Consider the following 15,460-nt stretch of genomic DNA (forward strand, 5'->3'; position numbering starts at 1 on the left):
ACCCCCCCCCCCCCCCGCCCCACCACCCCGCCCGGTAAAACGGTTCGGGCCCCCGGGGGGGCGGGCCCGGCGGGGTCCGTCCAGGGGCGGCCCCGGGGGCGGCGGGGGCCCCGCCCCTCGCGAGCCGGCGGTTACTTCGTGGTGCTCGTCGGCGGGGGCAGCGGGGACGCCGTCACCGACTGCGGGGAGATCGTGCTCGCGTAGACCGACGGGGGCGCCACGCCCGCCGTCGGGTCGGCGGCCTCCACGTCCTCCGTGGCCGTGGCGCCGCCGACGATACGGATGCCCTGCGCGTCGAAGGCCCGCTTGACGCGCCAGCGCAGCTCCCGCTCCACCGTCAGGGACTTGCCGGGCATGGTCTTCGCGGAGAGGCGGACCACCATCGAGTCCAGCAGCACCGAGTCCAAACCGAGCACCTCGATCGGGCTCCACAGGAGCTCGTTCCAGGGCTCCTCCTTGCCCATCTTCTCGGCGACCTCGCTCAGCGTGGCCTTCACCCGGTCCAGGTCCTCGTCGGAACGGACCGTGACGTCGACGCCCGCGGTCGCCCAGCCCTGGGAGAGGTTGCCGATGCGCTTGACCTCGCCGTTGCGGACGTACCAGATCTCGCCGTTGTCACCGCGCAGCTTGGTCACCCGCAGCCCGACCTCGATCACCTCGCCCGAGGCCACGCCCGCGTCGATCGTGTCGCCGACGCCGTACTGGTCCTCCAGGATCATGAAGACGCCGGAGAGGAAGTCCGTCACCAGGTTGCGCGCGCCGAAACCGATCGCCACACCCGCGACACCGGCCGAGGCCAGCAGCGGGGCCAGGTTGATCTGGAAGGTGCCGAGGATCATCAACGCGGCCGTGCCCATGATCAGGAACGACGCCACCGAGCGCAGCACCGAGCCGATCGCCTGCGAGCGCTGCCGGCGCCGCTCGACGTTGACCAGCAGACCGCCGAGCGCGGTGCCGTCCACCGCCTGGCCGGTCCGGGACATCCGGTCGACCAGCTTGGTGATCGCCCGCCGCACCATGACTCTCAGCACCATCGCGATCACCAGGATCAGCAGGACCCTGAGTCCGATCGCGAGCCACGTCGACCAGTTCTCCTCGACCCAGCCGGCGGCGTTCGTGGCACTCTCCTGGGCGTCCTGGAGCGAGGGCACCCGCGGTGTCCCGGACTCCGAGGGCGTCGGCGACGGATCGGCGGCCGACAGGACGGCGGACAAGGACACGGCAGGTACCTCCAGGTGCATGTCTGCCCCCGGTGCGGCGGTCAATATCCTCAAGGTCACGAAAGGGTCACCGACGCGGGCAGAACCACCACACTAACGGGGCATTGTGAGCGGATCGGCGGCATCCGTGAAGAAGAGACCGTCCTCACCCGCGCTTGAACAGGCCATGGCCCTGGGGATGAATCGGGATGTGGTCGAAAACACTCCCAGCCCGTTACCGGGACATGGTGGCGCGTCCACCAGGCCTGAGGGGAGACTGACTACGGATCGTCCCGGCGCGAGCCACGCGCCGCCGGCGTACAAGGAGGCCGTCCGTGCCGCATGTCCTGGTCCTCAACGCGTCGTACGAGCCGCTCGGCGTCGTACCGCTCCGCCGCGCGCTCGTGCTCGTCCTCGAGAACAAGGCAGTCTGCCTCGAGGAGACCGGCGCCCATCTGCACAGCGCGACCATCACAGTCCCCGCACCCAGCGTGGTCCGGCTCAAGCGTTTCGTGCGGGTCCCCTACCGGGGGCCCGTTCCGCTCACCCGCAGGGCGCTGTTCGCCCGTGACGGGGGCCGGTGCATGTACTGCGGTGGCGTCGCAACCAGCGTCGACCACGTCATCCCGCGCAGTCGCGGGGGCAAGCACGTCTGGGACAACGTGGTGGCGTCCTGCCGCCGCTGCAACCACGTGAAGGCCGACCGCCACCTGATCGAGCTGGGCTGGCGCCTGCGCCACAAACCCGCCCCGCCCACCGGCCTGGCCTGGCGCATCATCGGCACCGGCCACCGGGACCCGCGCTGGCTGCCCTACCTGCAGCCGTACGGCGCGGACGACGCGATGGCCCGGATCGACGGCATCTCCGCCTGACGCCGCCGATCCGGGCCATCGTGCGGTGAGGGCTCCGCTCCGGGTGCCCCGCGAAGGCGCGAACACGTCGGCACCGAGTGTTCACGCCTCCTCCGTCGGGTTCCGGGGCGCGGGCGTGCCTTCCGCTGCCCCGGCGGCGGGCACGGGGGACGGACCGGCGGTCACGGGCTCCGGCGCGGGCGGCGTCCGGCCGGGGAGGTCCCACTCGGCGTACACCGTCTTGCCGACGGTCCGCGGCTCCCAGCCCCACCGCGCGGCGACCGCCCCGACCAGGAGAAGCCCCCGTCCGAACTGATCGGCGCACCCGTCCCCGGCCGGGCGCGGCCTCGGCGGCAGCTCACCGCGCGGGTCGCTCACCTCGACCCGCAGGATGCTGTGACCGAGGGTGACGTGGACGCGGATGAGCCGTCCCCGGACGCTGCCGTGCAGCAGGGCGTTGGTCATCAACTCCGACACGACGAGGGCGACGTCCCCGGCGATTCCCGGCTGCCCCCACTCGGCGACGAGCCGCGCGGCCCGGCGCCGGGCGAGGGGGACGCTGCGCTGGGTGGGGGTGTAGTCGAGCCGGTCCTCGCGGAGGAGCGATGCCGGCAGGGGCATGGGTTCTGCCATGGAGAGATGCCTCCGGGTGTGGGGGCGGCGGTGTCTCTGCCGTGCCTGCGTGGGGCAGGACGGTGCGCTTCCGCCGAGTGATCGATTGAGTACCCACCGTAGCGGTATGAGCTATCTGGGAGCAATCGCTACGGGGAATTAATTCCCCATAGCTCGACGCGGCCTCGGATCGACGCCACACTGTGGCGGTGATGCGATCAACTCAAGCCGCAGGAAACCGGGTCTCGACAGTTCTGGGGCGCAAGCTGGGTGCCGAGCTGCTGCGTCTGCGTGACGCATCGGGCAGGACACAGACGCAGGCGGCCGGCATCATCTCCGCGACCGCGACGAAGGTCGTGAAGATGGAACGCGGCTGGGTTCCCATGAGGGACCCGGACATCCGCGCGCTCTGTGAGTTCTACGGGGTGCGAGAGGACCGGACGGTCAACCGGCTCCTCGGTATTGCCCGGCTGGACCGGGAGCGTCGCAAGGCGAAGGGGTGGTGGAAACAGTCGCCGCAGGCCGAGGCGGTGGCGGAGTACATCTCCATGGAGGATGTGGCCAGTCGGGTCCGCACCTGGCAACAGACCTTCGTGCCCGGCTTGCTCCAGACGCCCGAGTACACCAGGGCCTTGGTGGTCAGCGAGGGTGTCTGGACGGACCCGGACGAGATCGAAGGTGTCGTCGACGTCCGGATGAAGCGGCAGGAGCGTCTGGAGGGGAGCGAACCCCTTCAGCTGTACGCGGTCATCTGGGAGGCGGCCCTACGGCAGCAGGTCGGCGGGCCCGACGTGATGCGCGCACAGCTTCACCACATCCTGGAGCTGGCTCAACTCCCCAACGTGCGCCTTCAGGTGCTGCCCTTCCGTGCGGGCGGGCACGCCTGTATGGCTGGAGCCTTCAGCATCGTCTCGTTCGTCGAACCCGAAGCTGTGGACGTGGTCCATGTCGACACCATCGCGGCTACCGTGTGGGTCGAGGACGAGGCCGAAAGCGCCACGTACAGCTCGTTCTTCGACCGCACCGCACGACTGAGCCTGGCTCCCAAGGACTCGCTCAGACTGATCGAGAGCATCAGCGAGGACATGCATTGATGAACGGCTTCGACTTCGTGAAGTCCAGCTACAGCAGCGGAAGCGGCGAGTGCGTCGAGGTCGCCCTCAACGTCCCCGAAACCGTCGCCGTCCGCGACTCCAAGGACTCCGCCGACGGCCCGATACTCCGCCTTACGCCGCAGGCCTGGGCGCGGTTCGCGGGGGCGCTGGGGCGGCTGCCCGCTCAGGGGTGCCGCCAAGAGAGCGTGTAGCGCCAGAAGAGCCGGCGGCGCAGCCGGGCGCCGGGCAGGACCTCGCGGGCCTCACCGGCGATGTCGGAGAAGGTCATGCCGGACGGTCGGGTCCGGGCGGTCATCGAGACGGGCCGGGGCGCTCTGCGGCCCTTGTTCTTGAGCCACCCGGTGGCGGCGTTCAGCGGGATGGCGGCTGCGCCGAGCAGATGGTCCGTGGCGGTCTGCGGCCGGAAGAGGCCCACGACGACCAGAGTGCCGCCGGGAGCCAGGTGCCGCCGGAAGGTGGTGAGGGCCTCGGCGAACGGCAGATGGTGAAGGGTGGCGACGCAGGTGATGACGTCGTGAGGTCCGGCGGGGAGCCCCGTCAGGGCGTCCGCGACCGTGAAGGACACCGGCGTTGCCTCAGGGGTCAGCGCGCGCGCCCGTGAGGTGATCACCGGGTCGGAGTCGACGCCCCGGACCTCGTCCGCGCGGGTGGCGAGGAGCCGGGCCAGGTCGCCGGTGCCGGAGCCGATATCCAGCGCACGGCCGAACCTGCGGGGGAGCTGCCGCAGGATCCACCGGTGGTAGTGGGCGTTGTGGTCCCAGGGGTGGGCGGCGTTGAACCGGTCGAGCGCCTGGAGGACTCGGTGCGGCAGTGGCGTCATGTGATTCCTCGGGAGACGGTCCGCGCTACGGAACTGCGCTGAGGGAGCGAACAGGAGGAGCCGGAATCAGCTAGGGGACCGGCGACCGCGGACATGATGTCAACCGCAGTGCCGCGGTCACCGCCGCGGCCGCTGTGGGGATGCGGTGGTTCGCGGAGCAACGAGGCCGGGCGTGCCTGGGGCGGCCCATGACAGGGCGAGAGGGCCGACTCCGCTGAGACGTCAGGTACCGGCAGGAGGAGCGTCCCGCAGGCCCGCAGTCCGACGGAGCCCTTGTGGTGATCGGCTTCCCGCAGGACGTCCGTCGGGGCATCGAGGAGGATCGTGTCCCGCCTCGTGGTGTGAGCGATCCCGCCCGACGTGTTCCGGTGAACCGTACGTCGGCCACACCAGGGGACGACGGCCCCGGCATCGCGCGCGGCCGGCCTGCCGTCAGTGCCGCCGGCGGCCCCCGGACCGCGCCGGTACGGCGGTGACCTGCGTACTCCACGTACTTGACCGGCTGGACCACCCGGCGGGACATGATTCCCCGAGAGCTCATGACACCACCCCCTGCCGAAAAGGGTGAGCATCCGGCGGGCGAATGTAACTCGCTCACTCAAATGAGCGGAACATGAACACCGGAGGCCGAGATGCTCCCGCTTTTCAGAAGGATGCATGCCTTCGACCGCTCAGGACGACGAAACAGCCCGACCCCGGGGACCCCCCGTTCCCCCGGGACCTCGGCGAGCACCCCGCGCGGCTCGTCAGTCGCGCCGTCCCTCGGGCCGCGCCCCGCGTACGGCGTACAGCGCCGAGCCCGCCACCAGGAGTACGGCGGCGGTCACCCAGGTGATGTGCTGCGCGGCGGGCTGCACCGGCCACGCCCACACCGGGACCAGAGGGCCGCGCGCGTTCGCCGATCCCATGTACACGGCACTGACGTAACCGAAGACCGGCAGCCAGCTCAGCCGGGCCCCCAGCAGGGCGGCCGCGCCCGCGGTGAGGCCCGCGCACCCCAGGGTGTTGCGGATCATGGCCGCAGGGCCGAACGGGGAAGGATGCCCGTACACGGTCGCCGCCAGCAGCAGCGCGGCGCAGCCGGTCAGCGCCAGCAGATGGGCCAGGCGCCGGTGCCACCAGGGGCGCACGGCGGTGCGGTCCAGCTCGTCGGACGCGCTGTGCAGACCGGTGCCGATCACCGCCGCCGCGAACAGCGGGGCCAGCGCGACGACCGGGACCTGCCGGGTCGGGTCCAGATACGTGTTCAGGTTCCGGGCACCCAGGACGGCGAGGGCGGCGGTCGCGACGAGCACGAGCACGGTGCGCGGAACGGTGCGCGCGCGGGCGTACAGGAGGAAGCCGTGCGTCACAGTTCGGGCACCCCGTTCCGGCCGCACTCGTCCCGCGTCGCGAAGTACGCCGACAGCCACGTGCGGCGCTCCTCCTCACCCATCGACGCCAGACGTTCGCGCGCCGCGAGCCGTTCCCCGAGCTCGGCGCGCTCGGCAGCGCTGCCCCGCGCGTACTGCTCGTCGAACTGCCGCCGCAGCGGGCTGGGGGCCAGGTAGTACTCGACGGCGTCGTCCACGGCGGCCACCCGCGGCGCCACCCCGTCGCACTCCCCGCGGCCCTGCAGCGTCATCCCCGCCGCCCACGCGTACTCCTCGGGATCGGTGAGCCGCCCCCGTACGACGGACCAGCCGATCGGTGTGATCATCGGCAGCTCCACCTCGTCCGGTCCGGGCCGGCCCCGCCGGTCCTCGAAGCGCACCGGCAGGTTCTCCACGCCCTCCAGACGGCTCGTCATCCCGGACAGGGCCCCGGTGATCTGGGGGAGCAGCTCCTTGTAACGGGCGTTCACGCAGATCTGCGGGGTGGTGGAGGTGTCGCACACCTGACGCCGAGCGAGTGGATCGGTGCGCCACAGACCGTCGCCGGTCTGGACGAGCAGCGTCCCGGCGGCTGCCGCGGCCACCAGCGGCAGCAGGGCGAGCGTGCGGCGGCGCGCGGTGTACGCGAGGACCGCGGCGGCGGTGAGCCCGCCCGTCCACGCCACCGTCACCAGGGGCTGCCACCACACCGGTACGGAGTCCGACGGGTGGTCGGTGAAGGGCGACAGGTGACCGGCGGAGCCGCGATCGCCGTACCCGACGACGCCGAGCACGACGTACCCGGCCGCCGCCAGCAGTGGCGCCGCCAGCCGCCAGGCCACCAGCCGGCCCACGACCTGCCCGGTCAGCGCGGCGCACGCCAGGACGACGGCGTCCGCGAGCGGCGTGCCCGGGTGGGGCCGGTCACCCATGGCGCAGTACCAGGTGGCGAGCAGCGCGAGCGCCGTCGCGACGGCGTACCCGGCGACCAGCCACAGCGCGACCGGCAGGGCCGACGCGAGGAACGCCGCCGTCCGGCCGCGCACGGCCGTCGCCAGCAACTCCTCCGTCCCGCGCCTGCGTTCCCGGCCGCCCTGCCGGCATCCGGCCGCCAGGGCCAGCGGGACACCGAGGATCATCGCCACCGTGTGCACATGGTCGCGGGTCTCCGCCCAGCCCCCCTGCCACCGCTCCGATCCGGCCGCCAGCGCCACCACGAGCGTGAGCGTCATCGCCGCTCCGGCCCAGGGGGCGAAACCGCGCACGGCCTCCGCCCGCAGGGGGTGCCGGGAGAGGGACGGGCGCGGCGGCGCACCGCGTTCCGCGGGTGTCCGTTCCGTCAGGAGGGTCATCGGGCCGCCCCTTCGGGAGCCGACGGCCGGTCCGCCCGTGCCGTGGACGCGCGGTGCGCCCGCAGTGCCGCCGTGTAGCCGCGCTCGATCGGGTGGTCGCCGGGGCCGCCCGACGACTCGCCGAGAGCGGCGAGTGCGGAGGGCGTCCCGCGGTAGGCGACCCGGCCCGCGTCGACGAGGGTGACCCCCGTGCAGGCCGCCGCCACGTCCTCCACCAGGTGGGTGGAGACGACGACAACGGACGAGGCGCCCAGTTCGCGCAGCAGCTCGCGGAACTCCACGCGCTGTTCCGGGTCCAGGCCGGCGGTCGGCTCGTCGAGGAGCAGCACCCGGGGATCGTTCACGACGGCCTGCGCGATGCCGACGCGACGGACCATGCCGCCGGACAGTCCGCGCACCTTCGTGTCGATGCGGTCGGCCAGGCCGACGCGGGCGACGGCCCGCTCGACGGCGGCCGGGACACGGTCCGCCGGCATCTCCTTCAGCCAGGCCACGTAGGCGACGAACTCCCGCACCGTGAAGCCCGGGTAGTAGCCGAAGTCCTGCGGCAGATAGCCCAGGTGGCGGCGGACCTCGCCGCGCCGCCGGTGGTCGCGGGTGTCGTGGCCCAGGATCTCCACCCGGCCGCCGGACGGTTCGGCGACCGTGGCGAGGACGCGGATCAGCGAGGTCTTGCCGGCACCGTTCGGGCCGAGCAGACCGTGCACGCCGGGGCCGAAGTCCAGGTCCACCGAGTCCAGGGCGACGGTTCTGCGGTGCCGGACGTGCAGGCCGGTGGTCCGGACGGTGGTGGTCGGTGCTTCGGGCACGGGGCGGGAAGCGGTGTGCGGAGCCGTACTCAACTCTTCTCCAGGAAGTGGAAGGCGGGGCGGCGCGCGGCCAGCAGGACGGCGGACAGGAGGGCCGCGGCCGCCCAGCCTCCCTGCGCCGGCGCGCCGCCGAGGTACGAGGACAGCCGCAGGCCCAGCTCGTCGGTGGGCCCGCCAGGGGCGGTGAGCACCGGACCGAGGACGGCGCACAGCCAGCCACCGCCGGTCGCGGCGGTGGCGGCGCGCAGGCCGACGTATCCGGCGAGGGCCAGTGAGACCAGGGTCAGTGCGAGACCGGGCAGCAGCCAGGCAGCGGCGTTCGGTGCGTCCGTGGACGGCAGCAGCGCCCCGGCGAGGGTCAGCAACGGCAGACTCACCGCCAGTACGGCGGCCGTGCGCATCAGGACCAGCCGCAGCCCGGCCGAGGGCGTGGCCGCGGTGATCTCGTGCATCGGGTCGGCGTGCGGCCCGTAGGACAGGGCGACCCCGGCGACCGGCACGACCGGGGCGAGGGCCAGCAGCCAGGGCCGTACGTGGGCGAAGCCGGCCCCGTGGGCGAGCGCGACGGCGCCCACGGCGACGAGCAGTACGGCCGGCAGCCAGGCACCGCGCACGGCCGGCCCCAGGGCCCACAGCACGCGCACGGTTCTCGGGCCGGCGGACGGCCACCGGTGCGCCCCCGGCCGGGCTCGGGCCGGGAATCCGGCGGGGCGCGCGGGAGCCGGCGCCCCGGAGACCGGGCCGTGCGCGGGTGAGGCCGTCGGTACGGCCATCGGCACTGCTCCGGGAGCACCGGCCGGCGTTGCCTTGTACGCCTCGGTTCGGGCTGCCGTGTCGATGTGGGGCTGTGTCGTCTCGCGGACGTCGGCCAGGACTGCCTCACGGATGCCGGCCAGGACCGGGCCCGCCGCCGTCACGCGTACCGCCTGCGAGACGCGCCGCGCGCAGCCGGAGCAGGACTCCAGGTGTTTCTCCAGCGACCAGGCGTCCGACTCCGGCAGGGAGCCGTCGGCGTAACGGGTGACGAAGTGGTCGGACGCGTGCCAGCCGGTCATGCCGGACCTCCCATCGCTGACGGGCTCATCTGTGCCAGGATCGCCCGCAGTTCGGCGCGGGCGCGCATCGCGCGGGACTTGACGGTTCCCTCGGGAATGCCCAGCAGCCGCGCGGTCTCACGGGTACTCAGCCCGTCGACGACCGTGGCGCGCAGTACCTCCCGCAGTTCGGGCGAGATCCGGTCGAGGGCGGTGCCCACATCCCCGTACTCCAGCCCCGCCAGCACCCTGTCCTCGGCGGACGGCGACACGGCCCCGGCCGACGCGCCTCCGTCCCACGCCTCCTCCATCGGCGCCGTGCGCAGCCGCGCGGTCCGCTCCTGCGTCCGGTACGCGTCGACCAGTCGCCGTGCGGCGATGGTCCACAGCCAGCCGCCGACCTGCTCGCCGCGGTGTGCGTCCGCCGACCGCCACACCGTGACGAACGTGTCCTGGAGCACCTCCCGGACGGTCTCGGGATCGGCGCAGCGCCGGTTCAGCCGTGCGTACAACCACCCCGCGTGCCGGTCGTACAGCGCGGCCATCGCCGCCGGGTTCCCGCCCGCGACCGCCCTCAGCAGCGCCGCGTCGGAGTCCCCTTCGTCCTTCTCCCGATGGCCCCCCATGGGGCGGAACAGTCTCACACCCCGTCTATCGACGGCCGCGGGGACGCCGGTTCACGGCATCGGCCGGCTCGGTCACCGGGCGACCGCGTACGCCTCCACCGACCACAGCGAGTAGCCGTACCGCGTCGCCCGCTTCTCGCCCTGGACGCGGATGTGGCGGACGCCGGGCTCGTCCACGCGGACGGTCTCCCGGCCGCCCCGGCCGTCCCGGACCGTCGCCGCCGTGCGCCAGGTGCGGCCGTCCGCCGACACCTCCACGCGGTACGCCGACGGGTGCGCCTCCTGCCAGTGCAGCGCGACCTTCCCCAGCCGCACCGGGCGCTCCAGCTCGACCTGCCACCAGGCGCCGGCGTCGACCGGGGACGACCAGCGGGTCTCCGGGTCGCCGTCGTTCGCCGCCGGGGCCGGGAAGTCGGGCGTCTCGTCGGCCGAGGAGCTCGCCCGGCCGGCGCGGGCCAGGTCGGGGCCGGCGGTACGCGGAACGGCGTGGACCGTCAGCGTGCGGGTCGTGCCGGCGAAGGCGAGCCGGACCCCGTACGACCCGGTGGGCGTGCCCGGTTCCACGGTCACCTCGACCGGCACCTCCACCGGTGTGCCGCGCGGGACGGTCAGCGCGTCCTCCGGCACCTGGACGTCGATGCCCTTCGGGGCGTCCACGGTCAGCTTGCCGCGCACCTCGTCGGGACGCAGCGAGCCGAGGGCGGCCGTCAGCCGTCGGGTACCGCCGATGTCGGTGTCCGCGCGGTCGTCGGGCAGTTCCAGGGAGGCGGCGGGCGCGTCCGCGTACCAGGGGACCAGGTGGCGGACCCGGGAGGCGTCGGCGCCGGTGACCCGCACGGAGTCCACCGGGGCGTCGCCGGGCGGCAGTTCGGTGGCGCCCGACGCGGACAGCGCGCCCAGGCGGCGCCATCCCTCGCCCGGCACACGGACCTCCACGGCCCCCCGCGTACCCGGCTCGGTGAGCACCGTCACGGCGGCCATCGCGCGGGCGCGCGGGAGGTCGAGGACGCCGCGGTCGCCGCCGGACCGCGCGGGCGGCTCGTGGTCGATGCCCGCCCAGCTCTCGTACGCCTTCTGCGCCCGGCTCAGGAACGGGTCCAGCACCCCCTCGCCGACCGTCGCCCGGGAGGACTCCAGTCCCGCCCGCTGCTCGCCCAGCCGCCGGTACGCCGTCCAGGCGGCGCCCGCGTCACCGGCCCGCTGCGCGCGGAACAGGTCCAGGGCCGTGGTGCCCGCCTCGCCGTAACGGGCCAGCCGCCGGGACCACGGGCCGACCTCGGCGGCGAGCCCGGTCCCGGACAGCCGGTCCGGCAGCTCGCGCAGGACGGTGAAGGCCGCCCGCAGCCGCGCCGCCTCCGCCGTCCCGCCCGTGCCGGGGGCGGTCGTACGGGTCCGCCGGAACGCCTCCAGCAGCGGCCGCAGATACGCCGACTCCTCGCCGCCCAGCACCGAGGACGCGGTGTTCCCGGCGAGCGCGGCCAGGGCCTCCCCGCGCCGGGCGTCACCGCCGGCGAGGTCGGCGATCGCGGCCCGCCAGGACTCCTGGGGGCGGTAGTCGCGCGGGTTCCAGGCGAAGTCGGCGGCGGTGAACAGGGGGATGCGGGACGCCTCGGGCTGCTCCATCGCGTTGGCGAGCAGCGCGGCCGAGCCCGCGGCGACGGCCGGTTCGCGGCCCTGGTAGGGGCCGAGGAAGATCCGGCCGGGGGCGTAGTCGTTCACCGGGTAGTTGTCCATGGTCACCAGCGGATGCCCGAACACCTCCCGCGCCTTAGCGAGTTGGCCGCCCGTGATGGTGCTCGGCACCACCCCGACCCCGGTCCACGCCACCTCGACGCCCGCGTCCAGCTCCTTTGCGAGGGCGCGCCGGTACGCCGTCGAGCCGTCCTCGTAGAACTCGGTGGGCATCAGGGACAGGGCGGCGGAGTCCGGGTGGCGCTCCGCCAGGTGCCGGGCCACCGCGTTCGCCACGTGCGCCTGGGCGCGGGCGGCCGCGCCGGGCCCCGACCCGAACCGGCCGGCGTCCGCCCCGCAGTGCCACTCGCTGTAACTGACGTCCTGGAACTGCAGCTGGAAGGCGCGGAAGCCCAGCGCCCACATCGCGTCCAGCTTGCGGGTCAGCGCCCGCAGGTCGTCGTCCGAGGCGAAGCACATCGCCTGCCCCGGCGCCACCGCCCAGCCGAGCGTGACGTGGTCGCGCCGCGCCCGCTCCGCCAGCTCCCGGAACTCCGCCCGCCGCCCGGCCGGGTACGGCTCCCGCCAGCGGGCCTGCCGGTAGAGGTCCTCGCCGGGCGCGTAGAGGTACCGGTTCTGCTTGGTGCGGCCCATGAAGTCCAACTGGGCCAGCCGCTGCCCGTGCGTCCACGGGGTGCCGTAGAAACCCTCGGTGACGCCGCGCACGGCGGTGCCGGGCCAGTCGCGTACGACGGCCGCGGTGAGCGTGGCGCCGTCCGGGCGCAGCAACTGGCGCAGGGTCTGTACCGCGTGGAACTGGCCGTCGCCGTCCGCGCCGGTCAGGGAGACGGCACCCTTGCCGACGGTCAGCGCGTAACCGCCGGCGGGGAGGGCGTGCCGGGGGTCGCCCGGGGCGCGTTCCGTCCCCACGCGCACCACGAGCGCCCCCTCGGGCACCTGTGCGCCGGGGGCGGTGAACCGGAGTGCGCCCGCCTCCCACAGCAGCGCGCGGAGCGCGTCGAGGGCGTACGGGTCGGCCGTCGCGTCCGCGGTCAGGGCGACCTCCTCGGTCACCGCGACCGGGGCGCCGTTCGCGCGCAGGGAGTGCGGCCGCGGCCACACGGACGGCTCCGCCGCCCGCGCCGTGCCGGCGGCCGGGGACGGGGACGCGGTGGTGCCCGGCACGGGCGGCGCGGCCACGGCGGCGGGCGCGGTGCCCAGGGATCCGGCACCCAGGGTTCCGGCGAGGACGGCGAGGGCGAGGGCGGTCCTCCCGGTGTTCGCCGTCCTCCCACGCCTTAGCCGCACGGGGCCCTCCTGGTCGCTCGACGGGCCACCCGGCCCGGTGGCCGGTACGGCCGTGTCCATTCCGTTACCGAGAAGCCCGAGCCCACCATTTCTGCGGTGAACGTGTCAATGAGAGGGGGCGTTGTGGCGCGTTTGTCCCACCGCGAAGGGAGGGGATGGGGGAAGAATGTGATCAGGACCACGTTGGAAGACTTTGTGCGTCTGGCATCGCGCCCCCTGGGTAGGGCTGCGGGATAACCCGCACGACCCGCACGCCCCGCGTGATCCGCGCGCCGTGCTCGACGAGGAGGCCACCTGTGGCTGCACCGGCTCACGTCCCTTCCCCGGCCCTGTCCAAACCCGCGGCGGAGCTCTCCGCCGACTTCGAGGAGCCGCACTTCTGCGTCTTCAGCGCGGAAGGATCCTGCGCCGAGGCGCCGCTGACCAGCGAACCCCCGCTGCCCGACGCCGAACCCCTCACCAGCGAGCCGCCGCTCGCCGACGCCACCCCCCTGACCAGCGAGTCCGACGCCTTCCTGGACGCCTCGGACTCCTCCGGACTCGACTCCTTCCCGGCCCAGTACCGCCCGGAGCCCTAGGGTGAGCGCGCCACGGCCGGCCGAGCCCCCTTCCGAGGACCTGTCCCGGCTCGCCGCCCTGCACGGCGTCGCCACCTCGTACCACCCCTCCCCGGACCGCACGGTCGCGGCCTCGGCCACCGCCGTCACCCTCGCGCTGGCCGCCCTCGGCGTGGACACGGCCACCCCGGAGGCCGTACGCGCCGCACTCACCGCCCGCGAACGGGAACTCGGCGAGCGGCTGCTGCCCCCCACCGTGGCCGGCTGGGGCGCCGACACCCCGGCCGCCCTCACCGCGCTCCCCGAGGGCACCCGGCTGCACGTCCGCACCGAACAGGGCGAGACCCGCGCGTCCGCCGAACACCTCCCGCCCGGCGTGCACGAGGTGACCGCCACCACCCCCGACGGCCGCACCGCCCACGCCCACCTGATCGTCGCCCCGACCGGACTGCCCGCGCCGCCCGGACGCTCGTACGGCCTCCTGGTCCAGCTCTACTCCCTCCTCTCCCGCCGCTCCTGGGGCATGGGCGACCTCGCCGACCTCGGCGAACTCGCCGGCTGGGCCGGACGCGCCCTCGGCGCCGGATTCGTCCAGGTCAACCCCCTGCACGCGGCCGTCCCCGGCCCCCCGACCGATCCCTCCCCCTACCGCCCCTCCTCCCGCCGCTTCCCCGACCCCGTCCACCTGCGGATCGAGGACGTCCCCGAGTTCGCGTACGTCGACGACCGCGACCGCGTACGCGCCCTGCTGGAGCGGGCCGGACGGCTGCGCGAGGCGGTGCTGGACGAGGGCGCCCTGATCGACCGGGACGCCGTGTGGGAGGCCAAGCGGGAGGCGCTGGAACTGGTGCACGAGGTCCCGCTAGGGCCCGGCCGCCGCGCCGCCTACGAGGACTTCCGCGCCGAACAGGGCCAGGCCCTGGAGGACCACGCCACCTGGTGCGCGCTCGCCGAGGCCCACGGCGCCGACTGGCACCGCTGGCCCGCCGCACTGCGCGACCCGCGATCCCCCGGGACCGCCCGCGCCCGGCGCGAGCTGGCGCACCGCGTCGACTTCCACTCCCGGCTCGTCTGGCTCACCGACACCCAGCTCACCGCCGCCCAACGGGCCGCGCGCGAGGCCGGGATGCCGGTCGGGATCGTCCACGACCTCGCCGTCGGCGTCCACCCCGGCGGCGCCGACGCCTGGGCGCAGCAGGAGTACTTCGCGGCCGGCACGTCCGTCGGCGCGCCCCCGGACGCCTTCAACGCGCGCGGCCAGGACTGGGGCCTGCCGCCCTGGCGCCCCGACCGGCTCGCCGACTCCGGGTACGCCCCGTTCCGCGCCCTGCTCAGAGGGCTGTTCCGGTACGCGGGAGCCCTGCGCATCGACCACGTCATGGGTCTGTTCCGGCTCTGGTGGGTCCCCGAGGGCCACCCGCCCACGGAGGGCACGTACGTCCGCTACGAGGCCGAGGCGATGCTCGCCGTCCTCGTCCTGGAGGCGTCCCGGGCCGGGGCGACGGTGATCGGCGAGGACCTGGGGACCGTCGAGCCCGGCGTGCGCGAGGCGCTGCGCGAGCGGGGGGTGTACGGCACGTCGGTGCTGTGGTTCGAACGGGACTGGGACGGCGACCGGCGCCCGCTGCCGCCGGACGACTGGCGCGCGGACTGCCTGGCCACCGCCACCACCCACGACCTGCCGCCGACGGCCGCGCGGCTCAGCGGGGAGCACGTGGAGCTGCGGGACGGCCTGGGGCTGCTCACGCGGTCGCCGGCGGAGGAGCGGGCGGAGGCCGCGGCCGACACGGCGGAGTGGCGGGAGCTGTTCGTACGGCTGGGGCTGATGGGGGCGGGGGCCTCCGAGGAGGCCGAGATCCAGGCCGTCCACCGGTACCTGCTGCGTACGCCGGCCCGGATGATCGGGGTCTGGCTCCCCGACGGCATCGGCGACCGGCGCCCGCAGAACCTGCCCGGTACGTGGGACCAGTACCCGAACTGGAGGCTGCCGGTCGCGGACGCGCGGGGAAGACCGGTGACGCTGGAGGAACTGGCGGGGTCGGCGAGACTCCGGGCACTTATGGATGTGCTGAGGGAGTGATGACACGTACCCGCGGGCAGTCGTGCCGCCCTGAGGGTACCTCCCAGGCCCCTAAGGCACTGGGGGAGGCACGA

14 protein-coding genes are annotated in these 15,460 nt (G+C 74.2%); 5 read left to right on the forward strand and 9 right to left on the reverse strand.

Annotated elements, in window-relative coordinates; genetic code table 11:
• Positions 1–131: 131 nt before the first annotated feature.
• The gene (locus ACIA6T_RS04040) at positions 132–1,220 is read right to left on the reverse strand and encodes a mechanosensitive ion channel family protein (protein ID WP_399444982.1); all 1,089 of its coding nucleotides are present in this window, start codon (positions 1,218–1,220) and stop codon (positions 132–134) included.
• A 314-nt stretch (positions 1,221–1,534) separates the two neighbouring features.
• On the opposite strand from ACIA6T_RS04040, the gene ACIA6T_RS04045 reads away from it, so the two are divergent.
• Complete coding sequence (locus ACIA6T_RS04045; RefSeq protein ID WP_385047998.1) at positions 1,535–2,071, forward strand: HNH endonuclease; 537 nt, start codon at positions 1,535–1,537, stop codon at positions 2,069–2,071.
• Positions 2,072–2,152: 81 nt separating this feature from the next.
• Here ACIA6T_RS04045 and ACIA6T_RS04050 read toward each other — a convergent pair whose 3' ends face one another.
• The gene (locus ACIA6T_RS04050) at positions 2,153–2,683 is read right to left on the reverse strand and encodes an ATP-binding protein (protein WP_399444984.1); all 531 of its coding nucleotides are present in this window, start codon (positions 2,681–2,683) and stop codon (positions 2,153–2,155) included.
• Positions 2,684–2,874: 191 nt separating this feature from the next.
• On the opposite strand from ACIA6T_RS04050, the gene ACIA6T_RS04055 reads away from it, so the two are divergent.
• Both ACIA6T_RS04055 and ACIA6T_RS04060 read left to right on the forward strand, forming a co-directional pair.
• A complete protein-coding gene (locus ACIA6T_RS04055; RefSeq protein ID WP_399445304.1) occupies positions 2,875–3,756 on the forward strand; it encodes a helix-turn-helix domain-containing protein in 882 nt (293 codons plus the stop codon).
• Positions 3,756–3,968, forward strand: coding sequence for a DUF397 domain-containing protein (locus ACIA6T_RS04060; RefSeq protein ID WP_399444985.1), 213 nt, complete (start codon positions 3,756–3,758; stop codon positions 3,966–3,968). The genes ACIA6T_RS04055 and ACIA6T_RS04060 overlap by 1 nt, the downstream gene beginning before the upstream one ends.
• Here the strand turns inward: ACIA6T_RS04060 and ACIA6T_RS04065 are convergent.
• The 7 genes from ACIA6T_RS04065 to ACIA6T_RS04095 all read right to left on the reverse strand — a co-directional run bounded on the left by ACIA6T_RS04065 (position 3,941) and on the right by ACIA6T_RS04095 (position 12,749).
• Positions 3,941–4,597, reverse strand: a complete 657-nt coding sequence (locus ACIA6T_RS04065) for a class I SAM-dependent methyltransferase (protein WP_399444986.1) — start codon at positions 4,595–4,597, stop codon at positions 3,941–3,943. The genes ACIA6T_RS04060 and ACIA6T_RS04065 overlap by 28 nt on opposite strands.
• A gap of 746 nt (positions 4,598–5,343) precedes the next feature.
• Positions 5,344–5,949 (reverse strand): hypothetical protein, encoded by a 606-nt coding sequence (locus ACIA6T_RS04070; RefSeq protein WP_399444987.1) that lies wholly within the window; start codon positions 5,947–5,949, stop codon positions 5,344–5,346.
• The gene (locus ACIA6T_RS04075) at positions 5,946–7,301 is read right to left on the reverse strand and encodes a hypothetical protein (RefSeq protein ID WP_399444988.1); all 1,356 of its coding nucleotides are present in this window, start codon (positions 7,299–7,301) and stop codon (positions 5,946–5,948) included. The genes ACIA6T_RS04070 and ACIA6T_RS04075 overlap by 4 nt, the downstream gene beginning before the upstream one ends.
• Positions 7,298–8,110 carry an ABC transporter ATP-binding protein gene (locus ACIA6T_RS04080; RefSeq protein WP_399444989.1) on the reverse strand — a complete coding sequence of 271 codons (813 nt, stop codon included), beginning with the start codon at positions 8,108–8,110 and terminating at the stop codon, positions 7,298–7,300. Before ACIA6T_RS04080 ends, ACIA6T_RS04075 begins: the two co-directional genes overlap by 4 nt.
• Positions 8,111–8,139: 29 nt before the next feature.
• Positions 8,140–9,165 (reverse strand): zf-HC2 domain-containing protein, encoded by a 1,026-nt coding sequence (locus tag ACIA6T_RS04085; protein WP_399444990.1) that lies wholly within the window; start codon positions 9,163–9,165, stop codon positions 8,140–8,142.
• Entirely contained in the window at positions 9,162–9,770 is a 609-nt protein-coding gene (locus ACIA6T_RS04090; protein ID WP_399444991.1) for an RNA polymerase sigma factor, read from the reverse strand. Before ACIA6T_RS04090 ends, ACIA6T_RS04085 begins: the two co-directional genes overlap by 4 nt.
• A 72-nt stretch (positions 9,771–9,842) precedes the next feature.
• The gene (locus ACIA6T_RS04095) at positions 9,843–12,749 is read right to left on the reverse strand and encodes a beta-N-acetylglucosaminidase domain-containing protein (protein WP_399444992.1); all 2,907 of its coding nucleotides are present in this window, start codon (positions 12,747–12,749) and stop codon (positions 9,843–9,845) included.
• 296 nt (positions 12,750–13,045) lie between these two features.
• Between ACIA6T_RS04095 and ACIA6T_RS04100 the strand changes: the two genes are divergently transcribed.
• Complete coding sequence (locus ACIA6T_RS04100; RefSeq protein WP_399444993.1) at positions 13,046–13,327, forward strand: hypothetical protein; 282 nt, start codon at positions 13,046–13,048, stop codon at positions 13,325–13,327.
• Position 13,328: 1 nt separating this feature from the next.
• Entirely contained in the window at positions 13,329–15,386 is a 2,058-nt protein-coding gene (gene malQ / locus ACIA6T_RS04105) for a 4-alpha-glucanotransferase (protein WP_399444994.1), read from the forward strand.
• Positions 15,387–15,460 lie beyond the last annotated feature (74 nt).

The organism is Streptomyces sp. NPDC051740 (genome assembly GCF_044453165.1).
In the GTDB taxonomy this organism is placed as follows: domain Bacteria; phylum Actinomycetota; class Actinomycetes; order Streptomycetales; family Streptomycetaceae; genus Streptomyces; species Streptomyces atrovirens.

Bases quoted from the DNA above. Each gene is read 5' to 3' on its own strand.
- ACIA6T_RS04050 (WP_399444984.1), bottom strand. From the start codon at position 2,683: ATGGCAGAACCCATGCCCCTGCCGGCATCGCTCCTCCGCGAGGACCGG.
- ACIA6T_RS04055 (WP_399445304.1), top strand. From the start codon at position 2,875: ATGCGATCAACTCAAGCCGCAGGAAACCGGGTCTCGACAGTTCTGGGG.
- ACIA6T_RS04060 (WP_399444985.1), top strand. From the start codon at position 3,756: ATGAACGGCTTCGACTTCGTGAAGTCCAGCTACAGCAGCGGAAGCGGC.
- ACIA6T_RS04065 (WP_399444986.1), bottom strand. From the start codon at position 4,597: ATGACGCCACTGCCGCACCGAGTCCTCCAGGCGCTCGACCGGTTCAAC.
- ACIA6T_RS04075 (WP_399444988.1), bottom strand. From the start codon at position 7,301: ATGACCCTCCTGACGGAACGGACACCCGCGGAACGCGGTGCGCCGCCG.
- ACIA6T_RS04085 (WP_399444990.1), bottom strand. From the start codon at position 9,165: ATGACCGGCTGGCACGCGTCCGACCACTTCGTCACCCGTTACGCCGAC.
- ACIA6T_RS04090 (WP_399444991.1), bottom strand. From the start codon at position 9,770: ATGGGGGGCCATCGGGAGAAGGACGAAGGGGACTCCGACGCGGCGCTG.